Source organism: Paenibacillus lentus (genome assembly GCF_042714055.1).
Taxonomy (GTDB): domain Bacteria; phylum Bacillota; class Bacilli; order Paenibacillales; family Paenibacillaceae; genus Fontibacillus; species Fontibacillus lentus_A.
The window spans coordinates 467,510-484,563 of sequence record NZ_JBHGVC010000001.1; the positions used below are offsets into that span (position 1 = coordinate 467,510).

11 protein-coding genes and 1 pseudogene are annotated in these 17,054 nt (G+C 51.8%); 2 read left to right on the forward strand and 10 right to left on the reverse strand.

All coding sequences use genetic code 11. The features are described 5' to 3' along the window. Window positions 1–50: 50 nt before the first annotated feature. The 7 genes and pseudogenes from ACE3MQ_RS01950 to ACE3MQ_RS01980 form a co-directional block, all read right to left on the reverse strand. The gene (locus tag ACE3MQ_RS01950) at window positions 51–1,571 is read right to left on the reverse strand and encodes a LutB/LldF family L-lactate oxidation iron-sulfur protein (protein WP_379390045.1); all 1,521 of its coding nucleotides are present in this window, start codon (window positions 1,569–1,571) and stop codon (window positions 51–53) included. Then, window positions 1,568–2,296 (reverse strand): (Fe-S)-binding protein, encoded by a 729-nt coding sequence (locus ACE3MQ_RS01955; protein WP_379390047.1) that lies wholly within the window; start codon window positions 2,294–2,296, stop codon window positions 1,568–1,570. The genes ACE3MQ_RS01950 and ACE3MQ_RS01955 overlap by 4 nt, the downstream gene beginning before the upstream one ends. Window positions 2,297–2,340: 44 nt before the next feature. Beyond that, window positions 2,341–3,105, reverse strand: a complete 765-nt coding sequence (locus ACE3MQ_RS01960) for a DeoR/GlpR family DNA-binding transcription regulator (RefSeq protein ID WP_379390049.1) — start codon at window positions 3,103–3,105, stop codon at window positions 2,341–2,343. A gap of 96 nt (window positions 3,106–3,201) precedes the next feature. Then, complete coding sequence (rhaI, locus tag ACE3MQ_RS01965; protein ID WP_379390051.1) at window positions 3,202–4,422, reverse strand: L-rhamnose isomerase; 1,221 nt, start codon at window positions 4,420–4,422, stop codon at window positions 3,202–3,204. A gap of 101 nt (window positions 4,423–4,523) precedes the next feature. After that, window positions 4,524–6,593 (reverse strand): bifunctional aldolase/short-chain dehydrogenase, encoded by a 2,070-nt coding sequence (locus ACE3MQ_RS01970; protein WP_379390053.1) that lies wholly within the window; start codon window positions 6,591–6,593, stop codon window positions 4,524–4,526. Window positions 6,594–6,617: 24 nt separating this feature from the next. Continuing rightward, window positions 6,618–8,093 (reverse strand): rhamnulokinase, encoded by a 1,476-nt coding sequence (rhaB, locus tag ACE3MQ_RS01975; RefSeq protein WP_379390055.1) that lies wholly within the window; start codon window positions 8,091–8,093, stop codon window positions 6,618–6,620. Window positions 8,094–8,320: 227 nt separating this feature from the next. After that, window positions 8,321–11,517, reverse strand: a pseudogene (locus ACE3MQ_RS01980) (bifunctional cytochrome P450/NADPH--P450 reductase). Window positions 11,518–11,705: 188 nt separating this feature from the next. Between ACE3MQ_RS01980 and ACE3MQ_RS01985 the strand changes: the two are divergent. Both ACE3MQ_RS01985 and ACE3MQ_RS01990 read left to right on the forward strand, forming a co-directional pair. Further along, entirely contained in the window at window positions 11,706–12,386 is a 681-nt protein-coding gene (locus tag ACE3MQ_RS01985; protein WP_379390057.1) for a DUF5680 domain-containing protein, read from the forward strand. 18 nt (window positions 12,387–12,404) lie between these two features. Continuing rightward, entirely contained in the window at window positions 12,405–13,391 is a 987-nt protein-coding gene (locus ACE3MQ_RS01990) for a MaoC family dehydratase (protein WP_379390059.1), read from the forward strand. Here the strand turns inward: ACE3MQ_RS01990 and ACE3MQ_RS01995 are convergent. Genes ACE3MQ_RS01995 through ACE3MQ_RS02005 form a run of 3 tightly spaced genes read right to left on the reverse strand, consistent with a single transcriptional unit; the run spans window position 13,388 to window position 16,986 of the window. Then, window positions 13,388–14,557 (reverse strand): acyl-CoA dehydrogenase family protein, encoded by a 1,170-nt coding sequence (locus ACE3MQ_RS01995; RefSeq protein ID WP_379390063.1) that lies wholly within the window; start codon window positions 14,555–14,557, stop codon window positions 13,388–13,390. The genes ACE3MQ_RS01990 and ACE3MQ_RS01995 overlap by 4 nt on opposite strands. A 52-nt stretch (window positions 14,558–14,609) precedes the next feature. After that, window positions 14,610–15,749, reverse strand: a complete 1,140-nt coding sequence (locus ACE3MQ_RS02000; protein ID WP_379390065.1) for a glycosyltransferase — start codon at window positions 15,747–15,749, stop codon at window positions 14,610–14,612. Continuing rightward, window positions 15,739–16,986 carry a sugar efflux transporter gene (locus tag ACE3MQ_RS02005; RefSeq protein ID WP_379390067.1) on the reverse strand — a complete coding sequence of 416 codons (1,248 nt, stop codon included), beginning with the start codon at window positions 16,984–16,986 and terminating at the stop codon, window positions 15,739–15,741. Before ACE3MQ_RS02005 ends, ACE3MQ_RS02000 begins: the two co-directional genes overlap by 11 nt. Between the last annotated feature and the right edge of the window lie 68 nt (window positions 16,987–17,054).

Here is a 17,054-nt window from a genome sequence, read left to right on the forward strand (position 1 = left end):
CCTTGGAATCCCTTTCCAATTTGTTCAGCCACGCATCCTGCTCATCGAAATTATTCAGTCCGGCCTCCTCCCTTCTGCCGCTGCTGTATAATACTCTCCATTCGCGTACGGATAACCGAATCTTCTACGCTTGCCCCCGTGATTTCCTTCAGCTCCTGTTCCAGCTCATCCCAGCGCTGCCGAAAGGTTCGCTTGGCCACGGAAGGAGCGATGCGATAGCTGTTCCATCCCTTCAGCGGCCCAAGCTTCATGGGGATGCCGCCATCCCGGACGATCGCTTTTTGCCCGATTTGCACTGCTCTGATGGCAGCTGCAAATCGCTTGGAGTTGGCGACGACTGCAGCAAACCCCTTCATTCCGGCGGTTTCCAGTTTATTCCCTTGCCCTTGCTCGACTTTGCGCCGGCGCAAGGAGACAAGCATGTCATGCAGCGGAATTTTGACCGGACAAGCTTCATAACAGGCGCCGCACAGGCTGGACGCGCTGGCAATATCGTTCCACTCTTCAACGTTGCCGTTCAAGGCGGGCGTCAGCACGGCGCCGATCGGGCCGCTGTACGTGCCGCCGTAGGCATGGCCGCCGATGTGACGATACACGGGACAGGCATTGAGGCAGGCGCCGCAGCGTATGCAGTTCAGCAGCTCCTGGAACTCGGGGTCGCCCAGCTGCAAGGAACGCCCGTTATCGACGATAATAATATGCATTTCATCCGGGCCATCGGCATCCTGCTCCCGGCGCGGACCCGAAATGCATGACATGTACATCGTCAGCTTTTGCCCTGTCGCCGACCGCGGCAGCAGGGTCGCCATCACTTCCAAATCCGCGAAGGAAGGGATAATCCGCTCCATACCCATAAACGTAATTTGCGTTCTTGGCACCGTAGACACCATGCGCGCATTGCCTTCATTCTCGAAAAGCGCCATAGAGCCGGTCTCGGCAATCGCAAAATTGCAGCCGGTAATGCCGATATCGGCCTCCAGGAACTTTTCGCGCAGCTTTTTGCGAACAAATCCGGCAAGCACAGTCGTGTCCGCCGCCAACGGCTCACCAGCCTCTTTGGACAGCAGCTCGGCAATTTGATACCGATTCTTATGAATCGCTGGAATGACGATATGCGAAGGCCCTTCCCCTGCCAGCTGAATAATATATTCCCCCAGATCCGTCTCGATCGCTTCAATGTCTGCCTCGGCTAACGCTTCGTTTAAATGCAGTTCTTCGGTTACCATGGACTTCGATTTCACGGCAGTCTTCGCCTGCTTGCGCTTCGCGATTCCCAAGGAAATGTCCACGGCTTCTGTAGCATCATCCGCAAAGTGAATATGCACCCCGTTTGCCCGGGCATTCTCCACAAATAAGTTCAAATAATAGTCCAGGTGGGCAATCGTATGCAAGCGGATTTCGCGGCCTCTTTCTCGCCACGCTTCCCAGTTGCTCAGTTCCTCGGCGGCGTTTAGCTTGCCGTTTCTCAGCCGCTCGGTCGTAAAGCGCACCGCCTTGCGCAGAAAGTCATCGTTCAGAGCCAATTCAGCTCTCGTCTTTACATCGACCGCCATCGGATTCGTCGTACTCATGTTACCCGCATCCCTTCGTAGAGCAGCTCCGCTAAATGCATCACGCGCACCGGTTCGTTTCGATATCGCAAATTCCCCGCAATGTTCATGAGACACGCCATATCCAGTCCGACGAGCACTTCAGCTTCGCTTTCCTTCACATGATCCGCCTTCTCCGTAACCATGGCGCCGGAGATGTCCGACATTTTTATCGCGAATGTGCCCCCGAACCCGCAGCAGTCCTCGGCGAATGGAAGCGGCACGAACTGCAAATCCTTCACCTTGCTGAGAAGCTGCATCGGTTCTTCCTTAACCCCAAGCAGCCTGCTGCCGTGGCACGAAGGGTGGTAGGTGACCTTATGCGGGAACCTGGCGCCGACATCGGTAATCCCCAGCACCTGAACGAGAAACTGCGTGAACTCGCACGTCTTCTCCTGCAGACGCTTTGCTTTAGCCAGCCATTCGGGCTCATCTTTAAACAGCTCGCTGTAATGATGAATCATATACGTACAGGAGCCCGACGGAGATACGACAAAATCGCTGTCATCAAAAGCCTGCAGCAATGTTCGGGCCGCTGTCCGCGTCTCCTCCCAATACCCGCTGTTATAGGAGGGCTGGCCGCAGCAGGTTTGGATCTTGGGAAAATCAACCTGAACCCCGTACCGGGCCAGTATGCGCACGATCGCTTCACCGACCTGCGGATAAATGACATCGCTCAGGCAAGTAATAAATAAGGATACTTTCATGGCAAACCTCTCTTCCTGGAGCCGTCCGAATTCATTCACACCGTTCAAACGACCGTTACGGAAATGGATCGGTCGGATAAGGCAGCCAGCGTCTCCTCCGTGATGCCATCATCCGTAATGATCGAGCTCACCTGTTCCAGGCTCATGACATGGGTAAAGCCCTGTAGTCCGAATTTGCTGGCATCGGCGAGCAGAATCACTTCATCAGCGATCGCCACCATCTTTTGCTTAATGCGGGCTTGCAATTCATTGGATTCGCTAACCCCGCGATCAAGATGAACCCCTTTGCAGGATAGGAACATTTTATCTACAAAGTAGGATTCCAGCGACCGCTCTGCAAGCGGGCCCACAAACGATAAGGATCGATTGGCCAGCAGCCCGCCCGTGGAGATCACTTCGATTTTTTCCTTGCTGCTAAGCTCAGTAGCGACACGAATCGAGTTGGTAAGCACGGTAAGCGGAACGTCGGGAAGCCTGGACGCCATATACCAGGCCGTCGTGCTCGCGTCGAGCAGGATGCGTTCTTTCGGCTGAATCCGCTTGACTGCTTCGTCCGCAATTCTCATTTTCTGCTCGGCATGGATAATCTCCCGCTCCGCATACGGAATTTCCGGCACATCGCCCTTAGGCTTGATGCTGACCGCACCGCCGTGGGAACGGCGAAGGCGGCCCGCTTGCTCCAGGCGATCCAGGTCGCGGCGAATGGTCTCCTCGGTTACACGGCATAGCTCACTAAGCTCGGATACGCGCATGCTCCCTCTTTCATTGATCATCTGTACGATGAATTCATAGCGTTCTGCTACCAGCATTTCCTGCTTCACTCCATCTCTTCATCTCTTCATCTCTTCATTCTACATCTCTTAGCCTGACGTTCTTCTGCATTCCTGCAGATCCCTGCTGGACGCTTACCAGCTTGCCCCGCCCTTGCCTCTAGCCAGGATCTCGGTACCGTAGCTGGATGCTTGATAAGCCTTCATCGGATCGACGGGCAGCCCTTCCTCCTCGCGCACGGCGTGAAGCAATGGCGTAACATCGAACTCGAACGCACGGCGCACCGCATCCTCAGCCCCCAGCACGTCGCCGCGTTCCGCCGCTTCGGCCACCTCTTGGTGATGGATCAGCAGCGCTTTGGCATACTGGGTCTGCACGTTCAGCACAGAGCGAATCATGGCCGGGATTTTCTGCTCAATGTTATGGGATTGGTCGATCATAAATGCGATCTTCTCCACGGCGCCGCGGATTTCCTGATCAGCGTCGTTTGCGGCAAGTACAATTTGATAGAAAATTAGAAATAATTCATAAGGATTCATCGAGCCGACGATTAAATCGTCATCCGCATATTTATAACTGTTAAAATGGAAGCCGCCCAACCGCTTCTCGTCAATCAGATAAGCAACGATATGCTCAATATTGGCGCCAGGCAGATGATGTCCCGTGTCAACCAGCACCTCGGCCTGCGGGCCGAGCTTCAGCGCATAGTTATAGGCCATGCCCCAATCGGCAATGTCCGTATGATAAAAGGCCGGCTCAAAAGCTTTGTATTCAATCAGCATCCGCATTTCCGGCGTCATCGCCCGGTACATTTCAGCCAATGCCTCAAGCATCCAGTGCTTGCGTTTGCGAATGTCGCCTTGCCCGGGATAGTTCGTACCATCCGCAAACCACAGGCTTAAGTCGCGAGAGCCCGTCTCCTTGGCGATATCCACGCATTCTAGCAAATGATTCGTCGCCTTGCGGCGGATGGACGGATCGCTGTTCGTCACGCTGCCCAGCATATAATCATCATCCTGGAACAGATTCGGATTAACGGCTCCAATGGATAGTCCCAGGCTCTCGGCATGGCTTCTCAGCTTCCCGTAATCATCGACATGATCCCAAGGAATATGAATCGCCACGGAGGGGCATAGTCCGGTCAAGCGATGGACGACCGCCGCATCTTCAAATTTCTCAAATGGGTTCCGCGGAACGCCCACCTTCTGGAACACTTTAAAACGCGTTCCGGAATCACCATAGCCCCATGAAGGGGTCTCGATTTTGAGCTGCTTCAGCTTGGCCTTCACTTGCTCCAAATCAATCCCCCGCAGCTTCTGCTGCTCTTCAAATAACATATACGCTTTATCCGACATCGACAAGCCCTCCTCTTTCATGCATATCATCATGCAATTAAAATGTCCTACCATTTGTGTAAACAGAGTACTTGACCCCTGAAGCTAGCGAATCATGAGGTTTAACGCGTAAACGCGGCGGGAACGCCACCATCGATCGTCAGCATGCAGCCGGTCGTTTTCTCCGCTTTGGAGGAGGCGAAGAAGGCGATTCCTTCCGCTACGTCCTGCGGATAAATATTGACCAGCAGCGTCGTGCGCTTGCGGTAATGCTCCTCCAGCTGATCCGGCTCGATTCCGTACGCGGCCGCACGTTCGTTGCGCCAGTTCGAGTTCCAGATTGCCGAGCCTTGGAGGATGGCATCCGGTAAAATCGTATTTACACGGATACCGAACTCCCCGCCTTCTGCAGCGATGCAGCGGGCCAAGTGAGCTTCCAGCGCCTTCACCGAGCTGTAGGCAGCTGCGTTTTTCCCTGCGTACACGGAGTTTTTCGAGCCTACAAACACCATGCTTCCGCCGAGCGCTTGCTCCTTCATTAGCTTAAAGGCCTCTCTCGCCACGAGAAAATAGCCGGTTCCAAGGACATTGATGTTCAGATTCCATTCCTGAAGCGAGGTTTCGTCAAAAGGACTGCTGGTCGCCAAACCCGCATTGTTCACGATGATATCCACACCGCCATATTGCAGGGCTGCTTGCTCATATGCAGCGCGAACCATTTCCTCGTTGGTCACATCCATCTTAACGGCCAGAGCGATGCTGTAGCCGTACTTCTCGTTCATTTCAGCGGCAACCTGCTGCGCGCCTTCCAGGTTCAAGTCCGCCAGCACTACATGCGCCCCTTCGCTGACCAAACGACGTGCCGTTGCGCTGCCGATTCCGCCAGCTCCGCCCGTGATGAAAGCCACCTTACGCGAAAACTCAGCTTCGGCCGGGGCCAGAGAAAGCTTATACAGCTCTAGCGGCCAGTATTCCACGTTATACGATTCATTCTCGCTGAGGGAAACGAATTGGCCCAGCGTCGTTGCTCCGCGCATTACGGCAATGGCGCGATGGTATAGAGCCGCGCTTACTTTCGAATTGCTCCAGCTCTTGCCAGTGTTGATCATGCCGAGGCCGGGAATGAGAATCACCCGCGGTGCCGCCTCGAACATGACGTCGCCTTCGTTTTTATTGCGGTCGAAATAGGCTTTGTATTGCTGCTTGTATCCGGCGATGCCTTCGATCAATTTCCTGCGGAGCCCTTCGATGTCATTCGCATTCGGCGTCCAGTCGATGAAGAGCGGAACGACCTTCGTATGCACGAGATGATCCGGGCAGGCTGCGCCGACCTGGGAGAGTTGAGCCGAATCCTTGCTGCCGACAAAGGTCAACACATCCTCCTCATCATCGAAGGTCAGAATCATTTTCTTGCCGTCACTAACCGCGCCGCGAATCGAAGGCATTAATTTGGCGACGATGCTCTTGCGTTCTTCGCTTGGCAGCGGCTCATGAATCATGCCGCCGAATAAGGTCGCCTCATTTACACGAGATTCGATATATTGCTCGGCTTCATTAATAATCTCGATCGTTTTGGCGTAGCAGGCTTCGGAAGTGTCTCCCCAAGTGACCAGCCCATGCTTCTCCATTAACACGAGCTCGGCTTGAGGATTATCTAGAACACCCTGGGCAATCATTTTGGATAAGGTGAATCCCGGTCTGATATACGGTACCCAGACGAAGCGATCCCCGAAAATCTCTTTGGCGATTTCTTTCCCGTTATGTGCGCAGCATAGACTGATAATGGCATCCGGATGCGTATGGTCTACATGATTGAACGGCAGGAACGCATGCAGCAGTGTCTCGATCGAGGCGCGCGGATGCTTCGCGTCAACCATGCAATTGGCCAAATACGCAACCATATCTTCGTCGGACATTTCCTCCAGCTCGAACAGCGGATGAATGTCTTCCATGCGGAGGCCGGTAAAGTTCCCCTGCTTCATCGTCGCCAAGTCCGAGCCACTGCCCTTGACGTACATGACCTTGATATCGCGGCCTCTGAAATCTTGAATCACGGTTTTGCTGGAGGTATTGCCGCCGCCCCAATTGCATACCCGGCGATCCGAGCCGATCAGGTTGGAACGATAGACCAGTTGATCGAGGCCTCCTTGAAAATTGGATGCTTTAGATGAGTCCCATAAATTTTGTACCATATCGATAACCTCCGAATAATTATTTTAATATCGATTGTTTGCTTTTTCTTGGATCTGCTCCCACCGCGCCTTAATGTCGTCAAAACCCTCTATAGGCTGAGGATCGTATTTCTTCATGGAAACCGAGCTGCCGATGAAGCGCCGGGCCTCCTCCAATCCATGCAGCTGTCCCGAGCTGATCATCTGGACGGCGATGTTTCCGAGGGCAGTAGCCTCGGATGGCCCTGCCAGCACCTCAACATGAGCAACATCCGCGGTGAGCTGGCACAGGAGCTCATTGTTAGCGCCCCCGCCGACGATATGCAGCGTTTCAATTTGCTGATCCGTCAGATTTTGCAGTTCCTGGATGCTGTCCCTGTACGTAAGTGCCAGACTATCAAAAATGCAGCGCGCCAGCTTGCCGATCGTATCCGGGGATCGTTGTCCCGTCTCCAAGCAGCAATTTCGGATTTCCTGTATCATGCTGCGAGGATTTAAGAATCGATGATTATTGCAAGGAACGAAGTGCTCGAAAGGCTTTTCTTGCAAAGCCAGTTCCGCAAGCTCGGCGAAGCTGTAGCCGTCCTGCGTCTCTCGGCGCACCTCTTGAATCATCCAGAGTCCCATAATGTTTTTGAGGAAACGATAAGTGCCGTAAGCGCCCCACTCATTCGTATAATTGGCGTTCATCGTCTCGGCGGTATTTAGCGGAGATTGCCGTTCCACCCCGAGTAATGACCATGTCCCGCTGCTGATAAACGCCCAGGATTTATGCGGCTGGGCAGGAACCCCCGCGACGGCGGAAGCTGTATCATGCGACGGAACGACGATCAGCTCGCAGTCGGGCAGATCATGCTCGCGCTGCAGGTCTGGAGAGATGGTGCCCAGCTTCACGCCCGGCTCAGCAAGCTCGGCAAACTGGTCACGACGAAGCCCCAGCAGCTCTAGCAAGTCATCATCAAACTCTCGGGTAGAGAGATTCAGAAGCTGCATCGTGGACGCATTCGTCACTTCATTTAGGAGCTTGCCGGTTAACCGGTAGTAGAGATAATCCGGAACCATCACAATTTTGTCAGTCCGGGAGAGCTGATCGCGATCATGAACATAGAGCTGATACAGCGTATTGAAAGGCAGCTCTTGAATTCCCGTCTTGCTGTAAACCTCGAGCCTGCTGATTTCTTGATGCAGCTCATTAGGCGCCTCCTTCGTTCTGTCATCCCGGTAAGCATACACCTCGTGTATACGCTTACCATTCTCATCAAGGAGCACATAATCGACGGCCCAGGTGTCAATGCCCAGCGTACAGGCATCCATCCCCTCCTTCTTTGCTTTCTGCAGTCCTTTCACAATTTCCACAAATAAATAATCCACATCCCAATATTGATGTCCCTCTTTCTCGGTAAATGAATTGCTGAAGCGATGAATTTCCTGCAGCTGGATTTTCCCACTATTCTTGTGCAGCGTTCCCTTCACGAGCCTTCCGCTCGAAGCGCCGATATCCACGGCAATGTAGTTATTCATCCCAACCAATCTCCTTAAAAAGTAAGGTTTAACCATATCCTAATCGTAAAATACCATAAAAGTCAACAAAAATACATATTTAATTCTGGTTTTACACCCGTTTATGTTTATTTATCATTGATTTTGCTTTGTTTTTGTGCAATCAGCTATCTCTAATCAAAATATTATCCAAAAAAAATAAACCCGGTTCGTGAAAGAACCGGGTTAACTTTTGTTTATAGATTAGCTTATAAACCTGTCCAGACATCCTTTACATATTGTCCGCTGCTTAACATATGATCCATCCAATCGACCCCTTCCTCCTCAGTAAGCCCATGGATTTCACAGTAGGCCCTGCGAATCGTCGTCTCAACATCCGGCGCCATTCGCGTACCGTCACCACAAACATACAGGCGTGCTTTTTGATCAAGCAGTTGGATAATTTGTTCCTTGTCCTGCTCAATTTTATCCTGTACATATACCTTTTTCTCGCCCTGTCTGGAGAAGGCCGTGTGCAATGTAACCACGCCGGCTTGTTCATAGGCCTGCAGTTCCTCTTTATAGAGAAAATCCTCATTTGGATTGCGACAGCCAAAATAAAGATGCGCTTCCCCCAGCTTAGCCCCCTCTTGGCGCAATGCTTCTCGCGCCTGCAGGAAGCCTCTGAAGGGAGCTATCCCCGTACCGGGACCGATCATGATGAGCGGAACCTCGGCATCGCCCGGCAGCTCGAATCCAGACTGCGGCTCGCGGATAAACAGGACGACTGACTCCCCCGACTCGCGGTCCAATAAATAATTAGAGGCAATGCCGCGATACTCCCCGGTTCCGCTTCTCGCCGGCCCCCTAACCACGGCCACCGTAATGCTGACGCGATCTTTTAAGACAGACGGCGAACTGGATATGGAATAATATCTTGGCTTTAGAGGCGGTAGCAGCTCCAGGAAACGTTCAAAGGGCATTTCGCACGCCGGATACTTTTCCATAAGCTCGAGCATGCTCATCCGTTTTTTCAGCACTCTTGCTTATACGTCTCTTCTTCCAACAGTGCTTCAAGCTCTTTCTTATGCGGCGGGCACACGGTATAGGAGGCAACTTCCCTAAGCTGGGCGCGTGTCGCTGCCTCTTGCAATTCAACGCTAAATCCCAACAAATCGGAGAGGCTGACCGGTCTGTTCAGCGGTAAATGAGCTGCGCTTTTGCCTTCGCCCTCAAGCAGCAGGTGATCATCGGGCCTTAGTTGAAAACGTTCGATCACCCTTTGAACAAGCTGATGCGGATTACGAGGCAGCACACCCAAATGGCCTCCTTCCTTATAAGAGACCTCCTTCGGCAGCGCAATCTCAATATGTCTTGTACTTCTAGGGCTGTCCGGGCTTTGCAGCTCCCGATTCACCTCGATTTGGGCATGAAAAGCGTCATAGGTTCTGGCCATCGGCGTTCCAGCCATTCCGCTTACAAAGCTGACAGAGAGTGTGCGTTCTTTTTTATCCGCTCCGGGGTTGTATTCCAAGCCAAAGACTTTCATAATGGATGGCCAAGCTTCGCTCTTCCAGTCTTCAAGCTGCTTCTCGAAATCGCCGCTGGCATCCGCTTCGCCTCGCGCTAGAATACGCTCTGCCCCAAGTTTGGCCATTCTTTGGTCAACGATGGCGGGCACCTTCTGATAGGTGCTTGCCCAGTTATGGTCGCCGCAGCCAAACACGGTGTAACGAATACCCTGTAGCTTTCCTTCCTCCTCTTCCAGCAGCCAATCTACAAACTGTCTGCCGTTATCCGGCGGATTGCCGTTGTAGGAGGCCGACACGATCATGACCGCCCCTTTTGGCGGAAGCTTTCCCATTCGCGAATCCATGGGGGCAACCTCGCTGTCAAAGCCCAGGTAACGGCCATGATCGGCGAGCTCTCTGGCAATTCCCTCGGCTGTACCCATATTCGAGCCATAGAGCACCAATAAAGGCGTATTGTGCCCCTTGAGCTGAGGGATCGGTTCCGTTTGCACCTTGGCTGGGGCTTCCCTCGTTCCTTGCTGCTCCAGTTGAACAGAAGCGAACGGATACTGCCTGACCCGCACCTTCATCGTAAAGTTATCCGGTTTGAGTGTAAGAGTTTCCTTGACCTTAAGCTGATAATTCGTGTGATCGATCGGTTCAAAATGCTTCAGCAGCATACCCAGCACCAGGGTGGCCTCATGCATGGCAAATTGCTGGCCGATGCAAGCTCGCTGCCCGTTGCCAAACGGCTTAAAAGCATCATGAGGAATCTTCTCCTCATGGGCAAATCGTTCCGGCCGGAATTCCTCTGCATCTTCGCCCCACACTGCCGTATCCCTATGCAGCTTGGGGATGAGCACGGTCACAGAATCATCCTTCTGAATCAAATATTTGCCCGCGAGCGCCGTATCCTCCTTCGCATATAGAGAAAAGGCCGGTGCGGTCGGCCATAGACGCAAGCTTTCATTTAAAATCATGCGGATATATTTTAATTCTCTGACCTGCTTGTAGCTCGGCGCGGCATCCGTTAGAACGCGATCCACCTCCTCTTGCGCCTTTCGGAGCTTGTCGGGATTTTTCAACAGGAAATAAAAAGCGAATGACAAGAGGCCGCTAGTCGTTTCGTGCCCCGCAATCAGAAACGTAATGATTTGATATCGGATATTCTCATCATCAAGGGCCTCACCTGTTTCGGGATCCCGCCCGCTCAGCATGTGGGACAGCAGATCATCTGTGCTCTCTGACCGGCCTTCCCGGCGCTCGGATATAATTTTGTCCACGGTAGCGAACATATTTTCAATGTCATGATTGAATTGGTGCTTGGTAATCAGCATGAGTTTATTTTGGATGCCCAGCCGCTGTCCCTGGCTCATCGCTTCGTCTAAAGCGCGTACCATGCTTTTGATGAACGGATGAGGCTGCTCTCGATAAAAGCTGTTGAAGCGATAATTAAAGCCGCATAGGCCAATCGTATCCAAGGTTAAACGCGTCATATCCTCGGGCACGTTGATGCTTTCATCCGGATTTAATCTTGCCCATTTTTGGGTTAATTGCAAAGCGATATCGACCATCATATGGTGATATCCCTGCATGGCCCGCTGACTGAAGCTAGGCAGCAAAATATGATGGGCTTTCTGCCAATTGGACTCATGCGTCCAGCTCGTAAATAACCCGTCCCCGCCAAAGGCTCTGACTCTTTGAAGAGGAGACCACACATTTTTGTCAAAACGGGTTTGATCACAGGCTTCCTTTACTAATTCATGCCCTGAAATAATATTGAAGTGGCCCCCGGGCAAATCCAAACGAAAAATGGGGCCGTACTCATAAGCAAGTTTTACCCAAGACTGCACAGGCTGATCGGCATCGATGTCCGGAAGGTTCCCCAATATCCCTTTAGGCTTCGGCTGTGGTATTTCCGCATATTTCAACGTTCTGTCTCCTTCCTTCATCATTAATCTTCTTAATTGTTCCCGTTAACATATTGTCTTAATCACCCGTGACTGGATACCTCAGTTATAGACTAGACAAGAACGAGAAGCCATGTTTGTAATGATTGCTACCTACAGTTGTCATCTTTGTTATCTGCGAATGATAGAAAACGAGAGATGATTTCGATATGCTGTTAACGAGGAGGGATAACATGAAATTTCAAGATAAGCTGCAAATGTTAAGAAAGCAAAAATCATTATCCCAAGAAAAGCTGGCAGAAATGATCGGAGTGTCGAGACAGGCCGTTGCCAAATGGGAACTGGGGCAATCCTATCCCGATATGGTAAATCTGATTGCGATCAGCGATTTATTTCGAGTAAGCATCGATCGTCTGGTGAAAGAGAGCGACGATGAAAATTGCCTCTATCATCAAGCCAACGATACGATATATGCGGATGGCGGCATCATTGATTTTCTATGTCGAGCCAAGAAAGCGACCTATGCGGGTAAAGGAACGGAAACCTTCCCTTCAAGACCTCATTCCCATGATTTGCATTACACGGAAGGGCAGTATCAATACATCGATACCTATTTGGGCGGCGAGAAATTTGCCGGAGAAGAAGCGTTATGGGTAAAGGAGCAGCCGATCTGGTCGATGAATTATGTCGGACGCATTGTGGCCGAAGGGTTTGACGGAAATTTCCTCAAAGAGTCTCTCGCTCTTGTTTCAAAAGAATATCCTTATCGAGGTCCGCTCTTGCACCGAAATGGAGATTTCACTTATCATTGCATTGTAAAAGGAACGTTCGAATGGTTCCACGGCTTCGAGGAGATTTTCTGCAATAGCAGAAAAGTTTTTGAATGCATGTTCCATGGAGGAAGTATCAAGTAACCTACTGGGGGGATTCGCATGTTTGATCAAGCTTGGCTCGGAACCTCAACGACAACTGAACGCTTCATTATGACAAAGGCGCGGATCGCATCGTTTCTCCAAGGCTTTCCTGATCCGTTCCGTGCAGAGGCGTCCGGTATCCCGTTCACGTATCCCATCATTCTCTGGCAGAGCATCAATGTCCCCTGGCTGCCCGGCGAGCATGACGGCAAAATACTCATCCACGGCCAGCAAACGTTTGATTACGTTCGAGCTCTCCGGTACGATGAAGAGCTGTCTTATCAGATCCGGCTCGCCAACATTCGTGAAAAGAAGGGCTCCCAGGGAATGATGTATTTGCTGGATTGCGTCATGCATCTCGATGATGCGAATGATCAACCTGTATTGCGAGCAGGCACAACGTTATTGCTGCTGGATCAACCCCATTCCCCCGCCGCTCTCCAGGCTGTGCCTCCAAAGGTCATGCCGGCATTGCTTCCCGACCTGCGACGCGTTTGGAGCAAGAAAAGCCCTCTCTCTCCCGGAACGACGCTGATCGATGCTTGCCTTGGCACGATTACAGGAGATATGCTCCTTGCCTACGCCAAAGCATCTAACGATTACAACGCGATTCACCTGGATGTACAGAAGGCTAATGCATTCGGCATGCCCCGGCGGGTGGCGCACGGCATGCTCGTATTAGGCATGGTCGGAAATATACTGCAGAAGCTCCAGACCGAGGAATTGAGGCTGAGCGGCGTACAATGCCGCTTTCATGTTCCGATTATGGAGAATGATGCCGTTTATGCCAAAGTCACCGTCCAGTCTGTCAGATATCCGAAATCTGTCCGCATTAAGGAATCTGCCGATGAGACCGCTATCGGAGACCAACCGGGCATTCATTGCTTGCTGGAGGTGTTTATCGATCATTCCGGTCAGTCCAATCTGTCTGCTGACTCGCAATCGTCCAGTCCCGAGCAAAGAACATTGGCTTACAGCGGTTCAGCCGTCTATGTATTCGACTAATCCCAATGATCGACCTGTACGTTCCCCTTCAGCAGATTTCTGGCAATAATAAGCCGCTGGATTTCATCCGTGCCCTCATAGATTCTCCATACTCTCATTTCCCGGTACCAGCGCTCGATCGGCAGATCCTTGGAATAGCCCATGCCGCCGAAAATTTGCAGCACCCGGTCAACGATTTGATTGGCTGCTCCCGCACCGTACAGCTTCGACATCGAGGCATGATGGCGCGCATCCAGCTGCTTCTCCACTCGCCACGCTGTATATAGGACAAGCCATTTCAAAGCCTCGACCTCCACCGCAGAATCGGCGATCATCCATTGAATGCTTTGCCTCGCGGCAAGCGCTTTGCCAAATGTCACTCTTTCGTTCGCGTGATCGATAGCCATTTGCAGCAGCCGCTGCGAGGCGCCAACCGCAATAGCCGGAACGACCCAGCGTCCTCTGCTGATCCACTGCATCGCCATCGTCAACCCTTGATCCACTTCGCCAAGCACGTTTTCATCCGGGACAAGAACGTGATCAAAGGTCAGCAAGGAGGGGCTTTTGTCTCCGCCCATCGTTAAAATGGGTTCGGATGTCCAGCCCATATCGCGATCCACAAGAAAACAAGTAATTCCTTTGTTCTTCCCGGGCGATGGATCCGTTACGGCAAAAACGATCGCAAAATCCGCTTCATTCCCATTCGTTATAAATGCTTTCTCGCCGCTCAGGATCCACCCGCCCACCGTCCGCTTGGCCGACATTTGAATATTGCCCGCATCGGATCCGGCCACCCGTTCCGTGAGCGCGAAGCACGATTGCCTTTCCCCGGAAATGACCGGGTAAAGATACCGCTCCATCTGTTTTTCATTGCACATGAACAGGATATTATCCGCCTCTCCTCCAAGCACAAAAGGAACGCAGGTACGGCCAAGCTCCATTTTTACAATGGCGCTGGTCACGGTTCCAAGGTTGGCTCCCCCATATCTTTCCGGGGTTTCGATGCCCCAGAGCCCGAGGCCTTTAGCTTTGTTCTGCAGCTCTTTGAATTGCTGCCGGCTAATCCCTTCCCGACCCTCACGCTCGTTGAGAAGAAGCTGCTGCTCTAATGGAATCAGCTCCTCTTCCACAAACCTCCTTACGGTACGTTGAATATGCTTCAGCTCATCCGTCAATTCAAAATTCATGCTCGCTTCAGCTCCTTTGTAAATAACGTTTTGAACTTCTTTCACATCCGGCTTATTCGAAGACCTGCTGCTTCCAAATCCCTCTGGATGTAAAGACGCGATGCAGCTCCACAAGCTGCCTCTCGGTGGGATGCTGATAATAGAGCACGTCATGGGCCTCCCTGAGCGATTGACATATCAGATCAAGATTGGATTGCGCGGTTTTATCGATAACTACGACCTCTCTGCATGCCGCCTCCGCTGCAATAGCCTTCGCAACTTCGCCGCTATGCTCATAAACCACCATCATGCTGACGGGATAACGGCTGCCCTCATACCCCTGGTAGGCGCGAACGGCATTCTCGAATCGCACGTAGCAATCCCACCATGATATTCTGATTTCCGGATTGAAGAACTCGGCTAAAATTTTTTGCGCTTCTACCTCAAAGGAGGGGTGACGTGATATAAAATGCTGCAGATTCGCCTGCCAGCCGGCATACCGATCCTCATTAAATTCGGAAGGATGGTGCACATGGTAAGCTAGGGCTTTTTTATTGAAAACAAACGATCCTCCCGCCTGTTCCAGCCTGTAGCCAAGCTCGCTGTCCTCCAGTCCCCAGCCTTGGAATTCGTCATTGAACATCCCGACCTCCATGAGCCGATCCCGTCTGACCGAAATATTGCAGCTAAAAAACAGATGCCAGGCTGTTCGAAACGCCCCTGCGTTCTCGGAAAAGCGTTCCATTAACCACAGACGTTCATCCTCCTCGAAAGGCAGCAATTCCGCCTCGCCAAACAACCGGGTTACCATCCTATCTTTGCAAATCGTTCCTTGCTCAAGATATCGCCTAAAGCCGATCACGAGCTTATCGTCCGCAAACCTATGCACGCGCAGATGCTCGGCAATGAATCCGGGTGCGGCAATTTGGTCGCCATCCAGAAAAATTACAACATCGCCGCTGGCGCCAACGATGCCCTGATTCCGGGAGGCAGCCCTGCTTGATTGCTCGGTTCTCGGGATATAGCGATAAATCAGCGGATAATCTACGGCTAACTGCCCAACCATTTCTCCCGTGCCGTCCGTTGACCCGTTGTCGACGAGAACCACCTCAAAGCTGTCGCCCTCCATCAGGCTTTGCCGGGATAAAGAGCTTAAACAGACTTTTACAATCTCCTGCTGGTTATAGGCCAGAATGACGATGCTAGCCTTCATAGGATCCTCCTTTCCCGATCCGGAGCCTGGAGGCATTCCTTGCCGTTGATATTTTTAAGAGGACAAATCCAACGAAGCACAAAAGAGCCGAGGCAAGAATCACCGTTTTGATCTCGTAATATTCGCCGATGACCCCTGCCAGCAGCCCGCCTCCCATCGACCCCAGAATGTTGGCGTTATTGTAAAGCGTCGTTGCCGTACCGATCATTTTAGGGAGAAGATCCTGGAAGAACGTCATGCCGATCCCCAGCACGATAGCGATAAATATGGCGCTGAAAATTTGGATCGCCATAATGTGAATCGTCGATTTCGTCAGCATGAGGAACAAATAATAGGCTGCTCCGAACAGCCCGGCAAAGTTCATCAATACCGAGCTGCCAAACCGTTTAGCTAGTAGTCCAAGCGTGACCATGATCGGCACCTGAAGGGCTGCATTGACGCCTGCAATAATCCCTACATCAAGCTTTCCGCCGCTGAGATCCTGGGTCACATACAAGGGCGTGGCAATTCCCCCCATCGAATTCGCAATTTCAAATGCCATAAAGGCCAGCAAAGCAAAAACAACATGGGGCGACAGCAAGGCGCTTTTGAAGTTAATTTTGGCTGCGGGAGCCGGGGTTTGCGTCAAAGCATCGTCAGGCTGCTTCGTTACCTGATGTTGAGCAGGCAAGAACAGCACGAACAGTCCAACAAGCAAATACATGACCGAGACGGTAAGAAATAGGCCTTGATAATCAAATCTTTGAATAACGAAGGACGCAATGACCGGGCCAACGATCCAGGCAAGCGACACTAAAGCTCTCAGCACGGACATGACGACCGGAATATCGACGCTCGCTTCCTTCTCAGTAATTTCCCTAGCCAGCGCGAACAGCTGCGGAAAGGCCGCGTACGAAATCGCAATCAGCGTCGAGACGACGATGAGCAGGACGACATAATTCTCATTGAACGCATAAAATACATACCCTAATGAAGCCGAGACGGCCGAAGCGATTACGATCCATTTTCGGATCGGCTTCCTATCCGATAATCTCCCGATCAAGGTGCTGCAAATAATGCCGCATAACGACCCGACGGCAAGAAAGGTTCCTAGGGATAAAGGGGTCATGCCCACCCGCTCCACCCCGAACAGCGGCATGAAGGGCAAGGTCAAGGAGTATCCCAAACCAATGAAAAAGATACAAATCGACAACAGCAAGACCGCCGGGTTCCTCATCATGTTCAGAACACTATTCAATGGGCGACGACTCCTCCTTTTTTTAAGGTATAAAGCAGCATGTTGCATCAGGCTTCTGAATGAGCTCA